Annotated in this window: 14 protein-coding genes; 3 read left to right on the forward strand and 11 right to left on the reverse strand. The window is 74.2% G+C overall.

Features of this window, described 5'->3' with window-relative positions:
• Positions 1–66: 66 nt before the first annotated feature.
• Both ABZZ04_RS26125 and ABZZ04_RS26130 read right to left on the reverse strand, forming a co-directional pair.
• Positions 67–3498 (reverse strand): phosphodiester glycosidase family protein, encoded by a 3432-nt coding sequence (locus ABZZ04_RS26125; protein WP_356934643.1) that lies wholly within the window; start codon positions 3496–3498, stop codon positions 67–69.
• 663 nt (positions 3499–4161) lie between these two features.
• Positions 4162–4674, reverse strand: a complete 513-nt coding sequence (locus ABZZ04_RS26130; RefSeq protein ID WP_356934644.1) for a hypothetical protein — start codon at positions 4672–4674, stop codon at positions 4162–4164.
• Between the two features lie 176 nt (positions 4675–4850).
• Between ABZZ04_RS26130 and ABZZ04_RS26135 the strand changes: the two genes are divergently transcribed.
• The gene (locus ABZZ04_RS26135; protein WP_356934645.1) at positions 4851–5105 is read left to right on the forward strand and encodes a hypothetical protein; all 255 of its coding nucleotides are present in this window, start codon (positions 4851–4853) and stop codon (positions 5103–5105) included.
• Positions 5106–5188: 83 nt separating this feature from the next.
• Here the strand turns inward: ABZZ04_RS26135 and ABZZ04_RS26140 are convergent, their stop codons facing one another.
• The 9 genes from ABZZ04_RS26140 to ABZZ04_RS26180 form a co-directional block, all read right to left on the reverse strand.
• Positions 5189–5968, reverse strand: coding sequence for an SDR family oxidoreductase (locus tag ABZZ04_RS26140; RefSeq protein ID WP_356934647.1), 780 nt, complete (start codon positions 5966–5968; stop codon positions 5189–5191).
• Positions 5965–7233 (reverse strand): cytochrome P450, encoded by a 1269-nt coding sequence (locus ABZZ04_RS26145; protein WP_356934648.1) that lies wholly within the window; start codon positions 7231–7233, stop codon positions 5965–5967. Before ABZZ04_RS26145 ends, ABZZ04_RS26140 begins: the two co-directional genes overlap by 4 nt.
• 247 nt (positions 7234–7480) lie before the next feature.
• Positions 7481–8521: an NAD(P)-dependent alcohol dehydrogenase gene (locus ABZZ04_RS26150; RefSeq protein ID WP_356934650.1), complete on the reverse strand. Its 1041-nt coding sequence runs from the start codon at positions 8519–8521 to the stop codon at positions 7481–7483.
• A gap of 57 nt (positions 8522–8578) precedes the next feature.
• Entirely contained in the window at positions 8579–9352 is a 774-nt protein-coding gene (locus tag ABZZ04_RS26155) for an SDR family NAD(P)-dependent oxidoreductase (RefSeq protein ID WP_356934651.1), read from the reverse strand.
• Complete coding sequence (locus ABZZ04_RS26160) at positions 9349–10020, reverse strand: TetR family transcriptional regulator (RefSeq protein ID WP_356934652.1); 672 nt, start codon at positions 10018–10020, stop codon at positions 9349–9351. The genes ABZZ04_RS26155 and ABZZ04_RS26160 overlap by 4 nt, the downstream gene beginning before the upstream one ends.
• A 199-nt stretch (positions 10021–10219) precedes the next feature.
• A complete protein-coding gene (locus ABZZ04_RS26165; RefSeq protein ID WP_356934653.1) occupies positions 10220–11440 on the reverse strand; it encodes a PP2C family protein-serine/threonine phosphatase in 1221 nt (406 codons plus the stop codon).
• Between the two features lie 258 nt (positions 11441–11698).
• Complete coding sequence (locus ABZZ04_RS26170) at positions 11699–12421, reverse strand: GNAT family N-acetyltransferase (RefSeq protein WP_356934654.1); 723 nt, start codon at positions 12419–12421, stop codon at positions 11699–11701.
• Positions 12418–13338 carry an NADP-dependent oxidoreductase gene (locus tag ABZZ04_RS26175; protein WP_356934655.1) on the reverse strand — a complete coding sequence of 307 codons (921 nt, stop codon included), beginning with the start codon at positions 13336–13338 and terminating at the stop codon, positions 12418–12420. Before ABZZ04_RS26175 ends, ABZZ04_RS26170 begins: the two co-directional genes overlap by 4 nt.
• A gap of 191 nt (positions 13339–13529) precedes the next feature.
• Positions 13530–14960 (reverse strand): amidase, encoded by a 1431-nt coding sequence (locus tag ABZZ04_RS26180; RefSeq protein WP_356934656.1) that lies wholly within the window; start codon positions 14958–14960, stop codon positions 13530–13532.
• A 167-nt stretch (positions 14961–15127) separates the two neighbouring features.
• Between ABZZ04_RS26180 and ABZZ04_RS26185 the strand changes: the two genes are divergently transcribed.
• Both ABZZ04_RS26185 and ABZZ04_RS26190 read left to right on the forward strand, forming a co-directional pair.
• The gene (locus ABZZ04_RS26185) at positions 15128–15787 is read left to right on the forward strand and encodes a TetR/AcrR family transcriptional regulator (RefSeq protein ID WP_356934657.1); all 660 of its coding nucleotides are present in this window, start codon (positions 15128–15130) and stop codon (positions 15785–15787) included.
• 370 nt (positions 15788–16157) lie between these two features.
• Positions 16158–17138 carry an RNA polymerase sigma factor SigF gene (locus tag ABZZ04_RS26190; RefSeq protein WP_356934658.1) on the forward strand — a complete coding sequence of 327 codons (981 nt, stop codon included), beginning with the start codon at positions 16158–16160 and terminating at the stop codon, positions 17136–17138.
• Positions 17139–17253: the final 115 nt, after the last annotated feature.

A 17253-nucleotide genomic window follows, 5' to 3' on the forward strand; every position in this document is an offset into this window, starting at 1 on the left:
GCCCGGCGCCGCCCGCGCCGGTCGTGGGCGCGGGACGGTGTCGGGCCGCCGGTGGGGCTCCGGGCGTCAGGCCGCCGGTGCGGCCCCGGTCGCCGTCGTGACCCTGACCTGGGTCCGCTGTGTCGTGCCGTTGACCGTCACGGCGAGGGTGATCGTGCCCGGCCGGAGCGCGGTGAGCGTTCCGGTGGACGGGTCGAGGACAGCGGTGTGCCGGGGGCGGGCGCCGTTCCGGTCACCGATGTGGACGTTCGGGGAGCCGGTCCAGTCCGCGGCCATCGGGAAGCCGACCGGGACGGCCCGGGTGCCCTGGGTGGCCGTCGCCGTCACCTTCGTACGGCTTCCCGTGCCGAGCACCGGGGGCGCGTCGATGTCCAGCGCGTCGACGTGCGCCCTGGTCTGCACGGAGACCCAGTCGGGTCCGCCCCGCCACGGCCGCAGACGTGCGGCGGCCTGCTCGCCCGCGGTGACGCGGTCGGCGCCGACCAGCGACCAGCCGGTGAAGCCGCCCTCGTCCGCGGCCCCGGCCGGGGCCTTGCCGGAGTTGCCGTTGATCAGGTACGGCACCCCGTCGACGTGCGAGGCGTGGAAGACCCCCACGTGGCTGCCGATGAGGGCCGCGCCCTTGCCCGTCGTGCGGCGGAAGTCGGCGAGCCACTGCTCGACCAGGGCCGCCTCCTTGCGGTCCCCCAGCTGGCTGCCCTTCTGCACGGTCGGGTCGCGCGGCGGCACGTGCTCGATCAGCATGACCGAGTCGACGGCGCGGTCCTTCGCCGCCGCGTCCAGCTGGGCGCGCAGCTGCCGGATCTGGGCGAAGCCGCCGCCGCGCAGGCTGAGGCCGGAGGTGTCGAGCGTGACGAAGCGGGTGCCCTTGTGGTCGAACGTGCGCTGGGCGGGCCCGAATTCGCGGACGAAGTTGTCGATCTTCCCGCCCATCACCTCGTGGTTGCCCGGTACGTAGTACCAGGGCAGCGCGTCGCCGAGTTCCTCGGTGAGGACGCGGCGGGCGAAGGCCAGGTCCTCGGGAGCGCCCTCGTCGACGAGGTCGCCGTTGACGACCAGGAAGTCGGGGGCCGCCGCCCTGATCTCGCGCAGCGTGCGGCGCGCCTGGGCGACGATCGCGCTGTCCGGGTCGCGGGCGACGAACTGGGCGTCGGACATCACCGCGAACCGCCAGTCCCGGCGCCCGGTCACGGCCGCGGTGTCGATCAGGTCGTCGGCGGGCACGGCCTGTTCGGGCAGGTCGACGGTGGGCGGCACCTGGGCGGTGAGGTCGTCGATGACGATGTCGCCCGTGTACTGCTTGGCGGCCGCGGTCTCGGCGAGGTAGAAGCGGTGCGCGGAGAGCGGCATGGCGACCCCCTGCGGCACGGCGAAGGTGACCTCCCGCCAGCCGGTCCAGGTGATGTACGGGCCGCGCAGCAACTGGTCGGAACCTGCGGCGTCCTTGAGGTGCAGGGTCGGCCAGGCGCCCTTGCCGTCGCCCTTGATCCACAGCTTGAACGACTGGGGCTGGCCGTCCACGGTGACCGGCCGGGGCGGGGTGGCGTAGGCGGCGCGGGTGGCGGTGGAGCCGGTGAAGTCGTAGCGGAGCCGCAGTCCGGTGCCGGTGCGGCCGTCGGGGGTGGCCTCCAGCGATCCGCTCGCACGGGCCTGGCTGAACTTCCAGGACCCGGCGTCGTCGAAGGAGGAGACCGGCTGTTCGGTGAGTCCGACACTGGCGGCGAGGACGGTGGTGGTGCCCGCCACGGTTGCTTTGATCAGTCCTGCGCCGGAGCCGGTGCGCGAGGCGACGGTGAAGGAGCCTTGTCCGTCGTCGCGGATGTCGAAGAGCGCGCGGTCGTAGTCGAGTGCGACGTCGCGCGGTTCGACGGGGGCGCTGGTGCCGTGGGCGTCGAGTCCGACGATGCCGAACGTGCCGGTGGCCCCGGCGTCGGCGAGTCCCACCCGCTGCGTGGTGGGCTGGATGCGGGCCAGTTCGTCCAGGACCGTCAGGGTGGTGCTGCCGCGCGCGGGACCGTTCGTGGCGCTCACGGTGGTGGTGCCGCCGCGGCGTGCGGTGAAGAGCCCGCCGCCGTCGACCGTGCCGGCCGAGGTCGGTGCGGTGCGCCAGCGCGGGGTGCCCCGTGCCGGGCCGTACGTCTCGTCGTACCCGGTCGCGGTGAGGCGCCGGGTGAGTCCGGGGAAGACCCGGTCGGGGTGGCCGCCCCTGACGGGGTCGACGCCGGGCGCGGTGGCCGCGGGCGTACGGGGCTGCACCCAGAAGCCCTTGAGCCGGCCGCTGCCGTCGGGGGCGGTGAGGGCCAGGCCGTTGGGTACGGTGCGTTCGCTGCCGTCGGACGGGCTGTTCTCCACCCGGAGCGCGTCGCTGCCGGGTTCGCGTGCGACGAGGGTCGACGATCCGCCGCCGTCCAGGTTGAGGGCGCTGTACGAACCGGCGCGCCGCATCATCAGGCCGAGTTCGGTGAGGGTGACACCGCCGCTGTCGGCCTGTCGCCCGTCGACGGTGAGGACCTGCATGGTCCGGCCGTCCTCGGAGAAGCCGACGGCGGTGCGGGGCGCGGCGGTGTTGTTGCCCTCGCCGTCGTGGTTCTGCGCGACCCCGTCGACGACGAGGAGTTCCCGGCCGCCGACGGCGGTGCGCGGCACGGCCCCGGCGTCGGTGCGTGCCCGGTAGGTCAGGGAGACCGGGTCACCGGGCTTCAGGGCGTCGAGTGCGGCGGCTCCGGCCTCGCGGCCGACCAGGACGGTGGTGCCGTCGGGGACGGCGCCCGATCCGGGGGTGTGCGAGACGGAGACGACCTTGCCGTCGCGTACCGTCGCTTCGGCGACCGGGCTCGCGTTGTCCACGGTCAGGGCGCGGTCGGCGGTTCCCCAGGCGGAGGTGTACGCGCCGACTCCGCCGGAGGGCACATTGGCGGCGTTGTACGCGGTGAGCGGCCGTTCCCCGGCCGGCAGGGCGAGCGTTCCCTCGAAGTACAGGTTCAGGATGCGGCCCGCGCTGTCGGGGCCGATGCCGACGGCCCGGTTGACGCCGGGGGCGGGCGACTGGACGGTGGCCCCGTCCTTGATGCCGATCCCCTCGGGTGCGCCGGTCTGGTTGATGTCGAAGAAGTCGGCGTTGATCGCGGCGACGGTGCGGCGGCCGCGGCCCGCGTCGTGTCCGGCGGCGAGTTCGGAGACGGTGCGCCGGTCGGAGACCTTGCCGGAGGAGAGGTAGTCGGCGCGCACCTTGCTGCCGTCCAGATCGACGGAGAGGTGGTCGACCCGCAGCCACTTGTCGGATTCGAGCCGGTCGTACGAGTCGAGGCGGATGCCGGGGGCGATCGGGCGGGAGGTGCGGGCCGTCTCGATGCCGTCGCCGTCCGCGACCGACCGGGGCTCCCCCGCCGGGTTGCTCGCGGGCGGCGGGGCGACCGGTCTGAGTATCTCGGCGGCGGTGCGGGGGCGGGGATCGGGGTTCGGGTCGGCGAGGGCGGGGGCGATCGTGCCGACGGTCATCGCGGACACGGTCGCGAGCAGCACGAGCGATCGCGTCGCCGTCCCGCGCCCGCGCGCGGCCCCTCCTCGTGGCCCGGTCACCCGGCCGGTTGTGCCAAGAACCACAAATCCTCCTGGAATCACGCGGATTGCGCGGCCCTTCACGCGGGCGGCGCACGCTGTCGGCGGACAGCATGGCCGTACGCACCGCCGCGCACCAGAGGGCGTCGGGGACCGGACGGCGAACAGGTCACGTCGGTCCGATGACGACGACGATCTTCGTGCCGGCCGGTTCCCCGTGCACGGCGGTCCGACCGGAGATCCTCCCCGGCTGAGGGGCGGCACCGGTGGTGGCCGCGGTCCATGTCGAGAGCGGGTTCGCGCCCCTTCGCACGGTCGTCCTCGCACGGAGTGGATTCGCCGCCCCGGCCGACACGGGGAACAGCCCCGGGGCCCGGTTCCTCCCGGCCCCGGGCGCGATCGATTTCACCGGTGATCCACGGGACGCGGACCCGGCACGGCGATCACGGCGGGAAGCCGAACGCGGCGCCCTGGAAGGGGACATCGATTCCCACGGTGCCGGGATCCTCCGGCCCCGGCCGCCGGCCTCCGCCGAGGAGGCCCTCACCGGGAACACCGGATCCGCGTGCCTCTCCGTCCCCGCACCGACCGGCGGGCGGTTCGTCACTCGTCGTCGGCGTCCTGCACGTCGACGGGCCGGGTTCCATCGAAGGTGACGAGGATTCCGTACGGGTCGCCCATGCGGAGCCCGCTCTCGGCGAAGCGGATCATCCAGCTCCGGTCGGTCCACACCGTTGCCTCGGGCAGTCCCCACGGCGGCTCCGGAAGGTCCAGCCGGTCCAGTTCCCCGGCCGTGAGCCCGTACTGCTCCTCCCGGAGCCGGACGCGGCAGTACTCCCCGGCCCGGGCGACGAGGACGTCGAACCGGCTCACGACGTCGTGGGCGCGCCGGAGGGTGGCCGGCTGCGGCGGGGCGGGCGGTTCGATCACCAGGTTGACCCCGGCCGGGTCGGCGCCCGCCGGTACCGGGAAACTGCCGCTCCAGCAGGCCAGTGCGGGCGGACTCTCCACCAGGCTCAGCGCGAGCCCGGCGATGTGCAGGGTCGCGGGCAGCTCCGTGCCGGCGCCCGGCTCCCTGCCGCCCCGGTCGTTCGGCGGCACTCCGTCGGCGGACATGCGCTCAGCATAGGCCGGGGCCGCGCCCGCAGCGGACGTCCGGTCTCCCCTGCTTGCCCCGGACGGCCCGGATCGGGTTTTTTCTCCGCCTCCGCACCAGGCCCGACCAACATCGTTTACTTTGGCCTCACTTGGCCGCAGCTTGTGCAAGTTTCCTTACGTCAGGAGATTCAGACATGTCAGTTCCCGCAGGTGCCTACTCCGTTGAGTACAGTTTCACGGCCTACTCGGACGACGTCGAGATCGGCACCACTCTCAAGCTCCCGCTCAGCTCTTCCCCGTCCCAGCTGCCGCACGAGGATGCTGCGGCACAGGCCGCCGCCGAGGCCTACAGAGCCGTCATAGCCGCCGCCTATCCGACCGTGCCGGTGCACGTGAGCCGCACCTACCTGTGCCGTCTGCAGGACGACACCTGGCCGGCCTCCGCCTGATCACGTCCACGGGGACGCCCCCGCGCACCGTCGCGGGGGCGTCCGCGGGGACCGGACGGCCCGGTTCCCGCGGCGTGCCGGGCTCAGTGGACGGACAGTCCGCCGTCGACGAAGATCGCCTGTCCGGTGACGTAGCCGGAGGCGCGGCCGGCCAGGAACACCGCCGCTCCGGCGAAGTCCTCGGCCAGACCGTTGCGGCCGACCATCGTGCGCGCGGCCAGCGCGGCCACCTTCTCCGGGTCGGAGGACAGCCGCGCGTTGAGCGGGGTCATGACGAAGCCGGGGACCAGCGTGTTGCAGGTGACGCCGTGCGGCGACCACGCCTCGGCCTGGGAACGGGCCAGCGACTCCAGCGCCCCCTTGGAGACCCCGTAGGCGCCGCTCTGGACGAACGCCCGGTGCGCCTGCTGGGAAGTGACGTGGATGATCCGCCCGAAGCCCCGTTCGGCCATGCCGGGCCCGAACCGCTGCCCCAGCAGGTAGGGCGCCTCCAGGTTCACCGCCATCGTGGCGTCCCACACCTCCTCGCCCAGCTCGTCCATGGGCGGCCGCAGGTTGATTCCGGCGCTGTTGACGAGGATGTCGGGCTCGCCGAACACCTCTGCCGCCCGCTCCGCGGCCGCACGGACTCCGTCGCGGGTGCTCAGATCGGCGCTCACCCAGGCCGCCCGGCAGCCCTCCGCGAGCAACTCGTCGACCGCGGCGGCCAGTTCCGGTTCCTTGCGCGCCACGATCACGACGCGCGCCCCGGCCCGTGCAAGGGCCCCGGCGATGGCACGGCCGATCCCGGAACTGCCGCCCGTCACCACGGCGACCCGGTCGTCCAGCGAGAACAGTTCGGAGAGATAGTGCTGCGAGGTCATGTCCGCACCCTAGACGGCACGTCCACGGCGGCGGGGCCCGGGCGGGTGTTCCGGGCGAGGCGCACCGGGAGGGTGGCGAAGCCGTAGGAGATGAAGGTCTCCAGCGGCTCGGCCGGTGCCGCCCCGTCGTCCAGGGACAGGCCGGGGAAGCGGTCGAACAGGGCGGGAAGGGCGATCGACGCCTCCAGCCGGGCCAGTGGGGCGCCGACGCAGAAGTGGACGCCGTGGCCGAAGGAGAGGTGTTCCTTGTCGGTCCGGGAGACATCGAAGCGGTCCCCGTCCGGGCCGTGCCGTCGGGGGTCCCGGCCGGCCGCGGCGTAGGTGGCCAGGATCACGTCGCCGCGCGCGAGGGTGACCCCGCCGGGGAGCTCGATGTCCTCGACCGCGTAGCGCAGCGGCAGGTTGGCGACCGGCGGCGACCAGCGCAGGGTCTCCTCGATGACGTCGTTCCAGGAGAACTCGCCGTCCAGTACCCGGGCGAGCTGTCCGGGGTGGGTGAGCAGGGCGTGGACGGCGTTGCCGATCAGGTTGACGGTGGTCTCGTGGCCGGCGGAGACGACCAGGAGGAGGGTGTCGACGAGTTCGCCCTCGGTGAGGCGGGAACCCTCCTCGTCACGGGTGGCGATCAGGGCGCTGGTGAGGTCGTCGGCGGGCCGTTCGCGCTTGGCGGCGACCAGGCCCGTGAAGAACGCGTGCACCTCGTGCAGGGTGGCGAGGGCCTCCTGCGGCGTCGCGGCGGTGTTGAAGATCTCGCTGACGAGGCGTGCGCTGTCGGCCCTCCGGTCCTCGGGGACGCCGAAGAGTTCGCAGATGACGGCCACCGGCAGCGGGTGGGCGAAGGCCGCCCGCAGGTCGGCCCGGCCGTCGGGGACGGCGGCCATCCGGTCGAGCAGCGTCGCGGTGATCTCCTCGACGCGGGGCCGCAGCGCGTCCGTCCGCCGCTTGGTGAAGGCGGGCGCGACGAGCCCGCGCAGCCGTCGGTGGTCGGCGCCGTGGGCGGTGAACATGTTGGTCACGCCCACCCAGGTGTTGACCCAGCCGTCCCGGTGCTTCCCCTCCTGCCAGGCCGGCCAGTGCCGGTTCGGGTCCTTGGACACGCGGTCGTCGGTGAGGAGTTGCCTGAGCACCTCGAATCCGGTGGGGGCCCACGCCCTGATCCCGCCGGGGAGTTCGACCGGGGCGACGGATTCGTGGCGCCGGAGTTCCGCCGCCTCGCCGTGGATGTCGCGCCCCGCGGGGTCGATGACGATCGGCTGCTGTCCCATGGAGATCTCCCGTCTGCGTTGCGGCACGGCCGGAACGGGTGTCTGCGGTACAGGAGTTCATCGTCGGGGTAGCGCGACGGAGCGTGAAAGGGCGTGCGACGGCGCGCAGTGGCCGAGTCGGCGGCCCGCGCCCCGGGTGGCGACGCGATGACCGGCGGGCCCGGCCGTACGGCGTATGACCGGGGGCCGGGCGGGTCGTCGCGTCGTGCGACGGCCCGCCCGGCCGCAGGGGGCGGATCCGGTCCGCTCAGCCGTTGGGGAGGATGACCGCGCGGCCGTTGATCCTGCCGTGGTGCAGTCGCTCGTACGCCAGCGGCGCCTCGTCCAGGCCGTACGTCTCGACGTGCACCTCGACCGCTCCGGTGCGGGCGAGTTCGAGCACCTCGGCGAGTTCGGAGCGCGAGCCCCAGTACGGGGAGGTCACCGTCGTGTTGTACGGCAGGGAGCCGAAGCCGACCGGCAGCGCCCCGCCGCCGAGGCCGACGACGGTGACGTCGGAGTCGATGGCGGCCGAGGCCCCGGCCGTGGCGACGGTGGGCGGTGCCCCGACGAAGTCGAGGACGACCTGCGCCCCGGTCCCGCCGGTCAGTTCGCAGACCTTCGCCGCGGCGTTCTCGTCGGACATGACGGTCTCGTGGGCGCCGACGGCGCGGGCGAGGGCGAGCTTGTCCTCGGAGACGTCGAGGGCGATGACCCTGACGGCGGTCATGGCGCGCAGCAGCTGGATCGCGACGTGGCCGAGGCCGCCGGTGCCGATGACGACGGCGGTGGCCCCCGGCACCAGCTTGGGCAGCGAGCGCTTGATCGCGTGGTACGGGGTCAGCCCGGCGTCGGTGAGCGGTACGGCCTGGACCGGGTCGAGGTCGCCGAGCGGCACCAGATGGCGCGGGTCGTCGACGATCATGTACTCGGCCATGGCGCCGGGTGCGCCGAGTCCGGGCGGCATGATGCCGAGCTCCTTGGCGCGCAGGCAGTAGTTCTCCTTGCCCTCGGCGCACTTGACGCAGGTGCCGCAGCCCCACGGGCCGTAGACCGCGACGGACGTGCCGACCCGGAGGCCGTCGACTCCGTCGCCGAGGGCGGCCACGGTGCCGACGCCCTCATGTCCGAGGGTGAGCGGCAGCGGGAAGGGGATCTGCTCCGCGGGCCGGCTCATCACGGCGATGTCGGAGTGGCAGACGCCCGCGGCGGTGACCTCGATCAGCACCTGGCCGGGGCCCGGTTCCGGGTCGGGCACGGTGACGACCTCGGGTGCTGCGCCGACGGTGCGGTACTGGACGGCCTTCATGGGGTTCTCCTCGCTTCTCTTCGTTCCATTGCTCGCCCCCGTCGGTCGTTCCGCCACTCAGGGGGCGGAGTAGCCGCCGTCCACCAGGTGGTAGCTGCCGTGGATGAAGGAGGCGCGGTCGGAGAGCAGGAAGGCGGTCAGTTCGGCGACCTCCTCGGCCGTGCCGAGGCGTCCGGCGGGGTGCAGCGAGACGAGGTGGTCGCGGGCCGGGCCGTCGGTGTTGCGCAGCAGCGGCGTGTCGATGAAGCCGGGGCCGACGGCGTTGACGCGGACGTTCCGCGCCGCGTATTCGAGGGCGGCCGTCTTGGTGAGTCCCACGACGCCGTGCTTGGCGGCCACGTAGGCGGGCGAGCCGGCGAAGCCGTTGGTACCGAGGATCGACGCCATGTTGACGACGGCGCCGCCGCCCGCGGCGACGATGGCGGGGATCTCGTGGCGCATCGAGTAGAAGACGCCGCTGAGGTTGGTGGCGACGACCCGGTCCCAGTCCTCGACCGCGTACTCACCGGTGGGGTTGCTGGGGCCGCCGATGCCCGCGTTGTTGACGGCGAGGTGCAGGGCGCCGAAGGTGTCGACGGTGAACCGGACGCCCGATTCGACGGAGGCGGGGTCGGTCACGTCCATGGCGACCGCGGCGGCCCGGGCGCCCGCGTTCTCCAGGTCGGCGACCGCCTCACGGGCGGCGGCCTCGTCGTGGTCGGCGACGACGACGGACGCGCCGCCGGCGGCGAGGCGGTGGGCGACGGCCAGTCCGATGCCGGAGGCTCCCCCGGTGACGAGGGCGGTCCGACCGGTGAACTCCTGGTCGGCGGGGGTGAGGGGGGTGCTCATGATGGTGCGTTTCCTTCCGTGGTGCTGTGCGGCGCCGGTCCCGCGGGAAGCCGTGTGAGCAGCTCCCCGGAGAGGGCGTCGAATGCCTGCCCGACCAGTCGGGGCAGGTCTTCCCGCCGTCCGGCCCGCGCCCAGGCGGCCTGGGCCGCCAGGAGCGCCCCGGCGCCCGCGGCGACCGTGACGGCGGGGCGGAGGTCGCGGCCCGGATCGACTCCGAGCCGCTCGGCGACGATCGCGACCGAGTCCTCCTGGGCGTCCACCCGGATGTGGTGGAACGCCGCGTAGAGGGTCGGCTCCCGCTCGGCGAGGACCAGCAGGTCGAAGATCCCCGCGCGCCGGTGCCACGCCTGCGCGCCGGGGTCGTCGAGCCAGTCCTGCACGGCGCGGCGGTAGGCGGTGAGCGGGGGCTCGCCGGCGGGGCGGGCCCGCAGGGCTTCGTTGATCCGGTCGCCGTCGCCCCGGACCGAGTCCAGGACCGCGGCCTCCTTGCTCGTGAAGTACCGGCTGAAGGTGCGCCGGTCGACGTCCGCGCGTTCCGCGATCTCCTCGACCGTCACGTCCCGCAGTCCGTGTTCGAGCACGAGCTCGGACGCGGCCTGCGCCAGTGCGTCCCGGGTCCTGCGGGCCTTGCGGCTCCGTCGTTCCGGGCTCTTCCGTTCCGGATTCATGATTGCACCGTACACCTGAAAATGTCCCGACGCGACACAAGTCTCGTCGGGACATTCGTCCGGTCCGGAGTGCCGTGGGGAACGGCCGCGGGGCGCCCTTCCGCGTCTCTTCCGTACGCGCCGGCCGCGTACGGGACCGGCGCGTACGGGACCGGTCGTTCCCGGGGCGCCGTGAACGGCCGGTCCCCGGGCCCCGCGGTCACCGGGCGCTGAAAACCTCGGCGGCCCGGCGGGCGCCGTGCCCCGACACCCTGGTCCGGCGCGATTCGGCCGCCGTCGTCCGGCGCAGGGCGAGCGCGGCGATGTCATCCCGCCGTACGCCGCCGGAGAACGCCTCCAGGTCCGCGTGGAGCGCGTCCAGGACCTCGTAGGGCTCCAGTCCCGTCCAGCGGGGCAGCCGGGTGTCCAGCGGGTAGAAGGCGCCGGACGCGTCGCGGGCCTCGGTGACCCCGTCGGTGAAGAGCAGGAGCGTGGCGCCGGGCGGAAAGTCCAGCGGTTCCGAGACCCGGCCCTCGGGGCTGAGTTCCGCCATGCCCAGCGGGACGGAGGTGCGGCGCAGCGGCAGCGCGCGGGCCGTGTCCTCGTGCAGCAGCCGGGGCGGCAGGTGGCCGCAGTTGACGGCCCGGACCCGGTCGCTCCCGTCGAAGCCGAGCACCAGGGCGGTGACGAAGCGTTCGGTCTCGCCGGTCTGGGCGGAGAACGCGTTGTGCCGGGCGACCGCGTCCTCCAGGGCGTCGACCACCCCGGTCAGGTCGGGTTCGCGGATGGCCGCCTCCCGGAACGCCCCGAGCACGGCGAAGCCCGCCCCGATCGCGGCGAGCCCCTTGCCCTGGACGTCCCCGATGATCACCCGGGTCCCGTAGGGCGACTCGACGACCTCGTAGATGTCGCCGCCGACCAGGCCGTCCTCCTCGATCGGCGTGTAGATGCCGTGGGCGAGGATCTGCTCGGTCGGGATCGGCAGCGGGCGCAGGATCTGGCGCTGGAGCGCGCCGGCGGCGGAGCGCAGCCTGGCTATCTCGGTGGCGTGGCGGATCCGCAGCGCGCACGAGCCGACGCCGAGGAAGCAGGCCAGCGCGGTGAAGGCGACGCTGATGGTGACGTCCCAGAACGTCCCGCCGGTGACCAGGCGCGAGCAGACGACGACGATCATGGTCCAGGTGGCCACGCCCACGGTCTGCCGGATCGTCCCGAAGACGGAGACCAGAGCGGGGACGACCACCAGCAGGGGTACGAGGTGCAGGTCCTTCCCGGTCTCGACGTCCAGGAGGGCGACCAGGGCGGTCAGCAGGGCGAGCCCCGCGAACAGTGCCGGGTTGCCGACCCGTGGCGCGCGTGCGGCGGCCTCCCCCGCGTCCGTGATGCCGGGAAGTGCCGTTCCACGTGTCGCACGCCGACGCCGGCGACGCCCGATCGTCACAGCCGACTCCTCCCGCGCTCTGCCGGCCCCGTGCCGGCGTCCGCTCCCAGTCCACCCGGTCCGACGGGGCGGATCACGAGGCTTACGGCCCGTCGGACCCTGCCGAAGGTCCCCGTGCGAAGCGGGTACGGACCTTCGGCCCGTACGTTCCGGGCCGAAGGTCCCTCGCCGGACGCCTCCGGAGGCCGGGGGCCGGGCGGCGGGTGCCGGGCCTCCGGGGCGTCGTGCCACCGCCCGGAGGTCCGCAGGGCGCCGGATTCAGTGCGCGGCGGCCCCGGCGCGTTCCGGTACGAACGCCCCGAGGAAGGACGTCCGGCGGCGGAGCACGAATCCCATCGACTCGTAGAGCCGGACGGCGCCGGTGTTGGAGGCCGCGGCGTGCAGGAACGGCGTCTCGCCGCGCTGCCCGATCTCGTGGGCGACGGCGTGCACGAGGCCGGTGCCGAGCCCCTGGCCGCGCACCGACTCGTCGGTGCAGACGGCGCTGATCTCGCTCCAGCCGGGCAGGCGCATCCGTTCGCCGGCCATCGCGACGAGCACTCCGTCGCGCCGGACGCCGAGGTAGGTGCCCAGCTCGACGGTGCGGGGCAGGAAGGGCCCGGGTTGGGTGCGCTCGACCAGGGCGAGCATGTCGGGCACGTCGGCGGGTCCGAGCCGTACGGCCTGCGGGAACGGGGCGGCCGCGACCCCGGCGTCGACGAGCTGGACGCCCTCGGCGTCGAAGAAGACCTCCCAGTCCTCCGGCGGCGGCTCCCGGAAGGCGGTGATGGCGATGGCGCCCCCGGGTCCGGCGAGCGCCGCGGCGTCGGCCCAGTCCTCGGCCTGCGGCTCCTCCGGGAGCGCGACCCAGGGGGCCACGTCCACCGGGTAGCGCAGGATGCGGCCGCGGCGCTCGGCGAAGTGGGCGTGCGGGCCGGTCAGCGCGGCGCGGACCGGGTTGTCCAGCGGGTGCGGGCCGGTGGCGGGGGGCCGGGGGCTCATCGGGTCACCTCGATCACGATCTTGCCGAGCGCGTGCCCGTCCTCCACGGCGCGCAGCGCCCGTTCCGCCTCGGCCAGCGGGAAGGTGCGGGCCACCCGCGCCCGCAGCACTCCGGCGACGGCGAGGTTTGCCACCGCTTCGAGGACGGCGGAGGTGCGGGCCCTCGCGACGGCCGCCCCGCCGAGCTCCACGGCCAGCGGCTTGCCGCCCGCGCTGATCAGTGCGGCCGGGTCCGTGAGCAGCGGGGCCGCGGCCCTGAGAGTGTCGCCGCCGACCAGGTCGAAGACCGCGTCGATGCCGTCGGGGGCCGCCGCCCGGACCCGTTCGTCGAAGCCGGGGCCGGATGCGACGTGGACCGCGCCGAGCGACTCGACGAAGTCCTTCTTGGCCGCGCTCGCGACGCCGATGACCCGGACGCCCCCGTGCCGTGCGAGCTGCACCGCCGCCGTTCCCACCCCGCCCCCGGCCCCGGTGACCAGGAGGGTGGCGCCGGGGGCGAGGCCGAGCTGCCGGATGCCGTCGTACGCGGTGGCCGCCGCGACGGGCAGCACCGCCGCGTCGACGAACGACAGTCCGGCCGGCTTGTGCGCCGTCACCGCCACGGGCAGCAGGGTGTACTCGGCGTACCCGCCGGTCACCGGGTTGCCGAAGACCTCGTCCCCGACCGCGAAGCCCTCGACCCCCGGCCCGACGGCCTCGACGATCCCGGCGGCCTCGCTGCCGAAGACGGCGGGCAACGGCTGCGGTTCGCCGCCCGGCCTGACGTACCCGGTGCGCAGCTTCCAGTCGACCGGGTTGACCCCGGCCGCCCGGACCGCGACGAGCAGTTCGCCGGGCCCCGGCACCGGCACGTCCCGCTCGACGAGTGCCTCCACCTCCGGTCCGCCGTTGCGGGTGAACACGTACGCCTGGGGCATGGGCTCCCTCTCCTGTTCCCGGTACCGGCGGCCGGACCGGTCGCCGGCCGCCACAGCAACAGCAAAGCCCGTGTTCCTGCGGGTATTCCCCCGGGACGAGGTGTTCATCGATCCGCAACGACCGGGCCCGCCGTCCGGGCCGGGCCGGTTTCGCGGGTCCGGCCCGCGCCGCGGCCGGGCGGTCCCGGGTTTCAGCCGACCGGACCCGCCGGTCGCGGGTCGATCGGGGTGAGCACTCCGAGCCGGTCCTCGACCGCCCGGGCCGCGTCCAGGCACAGGTCCTCCCGGAAGGCGCGTCCGACGATCTGGACCCCGCAGGGGAGCCCGTCGGCCAGGCCCGTCGGCACGGCCACGGCGGGCACGCCCACGAAGCTGGTCACGGTGCACAGGCGCATGCCCGAACCGACCCGGTCCCGGCCCGCCTCGTCGCGCGACTCCAGTCCCGGCTCGACCGGCGGTTCGGTGAACGAGGGGCCGAGCAGCAGCGGGTACGCGTCGAGGAACTCGGCCCACGAGCGGCGGATGCTCATCCAGGTGCCCATCAGCTTCATGAACCCGTCCGTGCTCGCGGGCGGCGTCCGCTCCATCGCCATCGCGATGTAGCGGTCCCCGCCGTCGCCGAGCAGCGTGCGCACCACAGGCCAGGTGGGGGCGAACTCGGTCACGGTGATCCGGCCGTACGCGTCGAGCGCCTCGTCGATCCGGGGCACGTCCTCCACCTCGCACACCTCGTACCCGGCGTCGCGAAGGGCGTCGGCGGCGGCCCGGACGGCCCCGCGCACGGCGGGGTGGACGCCGTGCCCGCCGGGGTCCGCCACGACCGCGATCCGCACCGGTCCGGGCAGCGGTTCGCCGCGGAGGGGCACCGGAACGGCCCTCGGGTCGCGCGGGTCGGTCCCGGCCAGCACCTCGTACGCCAGCCGGAGGTCGGCCACGCTCCGGGCCAGCGGGCCGTCGGTGACCAGCATCTGGGAGGCCGGCCCCGGGTCGTCCGGGCCGAGGACGCGGTGGTCCGCGGGGAACCGGCCCGTGGACGGCTTCAGCCCGGCCACGCCGCAGAACTGGGCCGGGACGCGCACCGATCCCCCGGAGTCGTTGCCGAGTCCCAGCGGTGCCATGCCTGTGGCGACGGCCACCGCGTCGCCCCCGCTGGAGCCGCCCGGGGTCAGGCCGGGGTGCCACGGGTTGACCGTGTCGCCGAACAGTTCGCTCCGCGTGTGCATCCCCGCCAGGATCAGGGTCGGCATGTTGCTGTGCCCGATGGGGACGGCCCCGGCCGCGCGCAGCCGCGCCACCGGGGGCGCGTCGGCCCGGGCGACCAGATCTCGGAACCGCTCCGCGCCGAACGTGGTCGGCACTCCCTCGACCGGGGTGGTCTCCTTCACCGTGAACGGCACGCCCGCGAGCGGCCCCAGCTCCTCGCCCGCGGCCCGCCGCCGGTCCGTCCGCGCCGCGTCCGCCCGTGCGCGCTCCGCCATGAGCTGGGTGACCGCGTTCACCCGCGGGTTCACCTCGGCGATGCGCTCCAGGTGGCTGTCGACCAGTTCGACGGCCGAGACCTCGGCCGTGCGCACCGCCTCCGCCTGCTCGGTGGCGGACATCTTCCACAAGGGGTCCCGCATGGCGGTTCCTTCCTCCCCGGCGCGCGCCCGGACGGCGCGCGGTCTCCTCCGGCGCACGTTCCGATGCGCTCGTATCGGAACGGTACCCCGGAACCGATACGGCCGCATCGAATAAACTGCGCCCCGGACGGGGAGCACCGGGGAACACGGACGGAAGGCGGTCGGACATGCCCAGGCAGGTGGATCACGCGGGCCGGCGTCACCTCATCGCCGAGGCGGTCTGCCGCCTCGCCGACGAGCGCGGGCTGGAGGGCGTGACCCTTCGCGACGTCGCCGCCCGCGCACAGGTGTCGATGGGCGCCGTCCAACGGTGCTTCCGCACCAAGGAGGAGATGCTCGTGTTCACGCTCGGGCACATCGGCGGACAGGTGGGCGAGCGGGTGCGCGCCCGCCTCGCCAGGAGCCCGGCCCAGTCGGCCCGCACCGCCCTGGGGCACGCGGCCACCGAGGTCTCGCTGCTCGGGGAGGAGCACCACGCCGAGGCCAGGGTCTGGCTCGCCTTCCTCGCGCAGGCCGCCGTGGACGAGTCGCTCGCCCGGACGCTCCGGGCGAACTACGCGGCCCTGCAAGGGGTGTTCGTACGTCTCGCCGCGGAAGCCGCGGGAACCGCCGAAGACACGGAGGACGCCGGGGCCGTCGAGGACACCGGGGGCGCCGCGCCGTTCGATCCGCTCGTCGAGACCCGTACGCTCCTCGCCCTCACGGACGGCCTCACCGCACACGTCCTCATCGGCCATCTCGCACCGCAGGAGGCGCAGGAGGTCGTCCACACCCACCTGGAGAACCTCTGGGAACGCCTCTCCCGGCCCGCCCGCACCGCGCCCTGACCGCTCATCGGGCATCGCGGGCACGGCCGGTACGGCGACCGGAACCCGGGATCCAGAGGCTGCCGCACCGTCGATTTCGACTCAACTACCGCTGGATATGCGCCGATCGGTCCCCATTGCGCCGATGGCTGTGGCAGTCTGAGGGAGACCGCCCCACCGGGCTCCCCCGTACCGGTGGGGCGGTCTCGCCGTCCCGGCCGCGCCGCTCGCCCGCCCCGCCTTCCCGCCGCCCGGATGTGACGGGGCATCACGACGATTCCCGGCCATCGTCGCCGTACGATCCGACCTGCTTCCGGTTTCCCCGCATGGGATCTTCCTCCGGGGGCAGGTGCTCACACCTCATGGCCTTCGACCAGGGGAGCGTGACGAGATGACGGCGCACACCTCGCGGACCGCCGGTGCCGAGCGGGCCGGGAGCACGGACCGCGCACGACCGGTACCGGACGACGCACCGGTCGGCACCGGCACGGATCCGGTGGCCGGCCCGGAGCCCGACGGCGGCGCGCCGGCCGCGGGGACGGCCGGGGACAGCGGCGGACTGCCGTGGATCGAGGACGCGGGGAAGGTCGCCCCGGCGGACGCGCGCGAGCTGTCCCGGCTGTTCTTCGACCGGCTCCGGGCCCTGGAGGAGGGGACCCCCGCCCACCAGTACGCGCGCAACACCCTCATCGAGATGAACCTCTCCCTCGTCCGGTTCGCAGCGGGGCGGTTCCGTGGCCGGGGCGACGACATGGAGGACATCGTCCAGGTCGGCACCATCGGACTGATCAAGGCCATCGACCGGTTCGACCTCTCCCGCGAGGTGGAGTTCACCTCCTTCGCGGTCCCGTACATCACCGGGGAGATCAAACGGTTCTTCCGCGACACCACCTGGGCGGTGCACGTCCCGCGCCGCTTGCAGGAGCTGCGGGTGGACATCGCCCGGACCAAGGAGTCGCTGGTCACCGAGCTCGACCGCGACCCCACCGTCCCGGAACTCGCCGAGCAGCTCGGACTGAGCGAGAGCGAGGTCACCGAGGGCATCGTGGCGGCCAACGGGTACGCGGCGGGCTCGCTGGACACACCGGCCGACCCGTCCGGTCCGGGGCGGCCCGGCAGGCAGGGACGCACCTTCGCCGATGTCCTCGGCGGCCCGGACCCCGCCCTGGAGACGGTCGAGAACCTGCACGCGCTCGCGCCGCTCCTCGGCTGCCTCGACAGCCGTGAACGACGCATCATCGACATGCGTTTCGGCCAGGAGATGACGCAGGCCCGGATCGGCGAGGAGCTGGGCGTCTCGCAGATGCACGTGTCCCGGCTGATCGGCCGGATCCTCCACAAGCTCCGCAGCGGGATGCTCGTCGAGGAATGACCTTCGCCGCGACGGGCCGGGGCCGCCCGGGGGGGCCGGGGCCGGGGGCCCCCGGGGGGGGGGGGGCGCCGGCGGGGGGGGGGCGGGGGGGGGGCCCGGGGGGGAGGGGGGGAGC

The organism is Streptomyces sp. NPDC006435 (assembly GCF_040612315.1).
Taxonomy (GTDB): domain Bacteria; phylum Actinomycetota; class Actinomycetes; order Streptomycetales; family Streptomycetaceae; genus Streptomyces.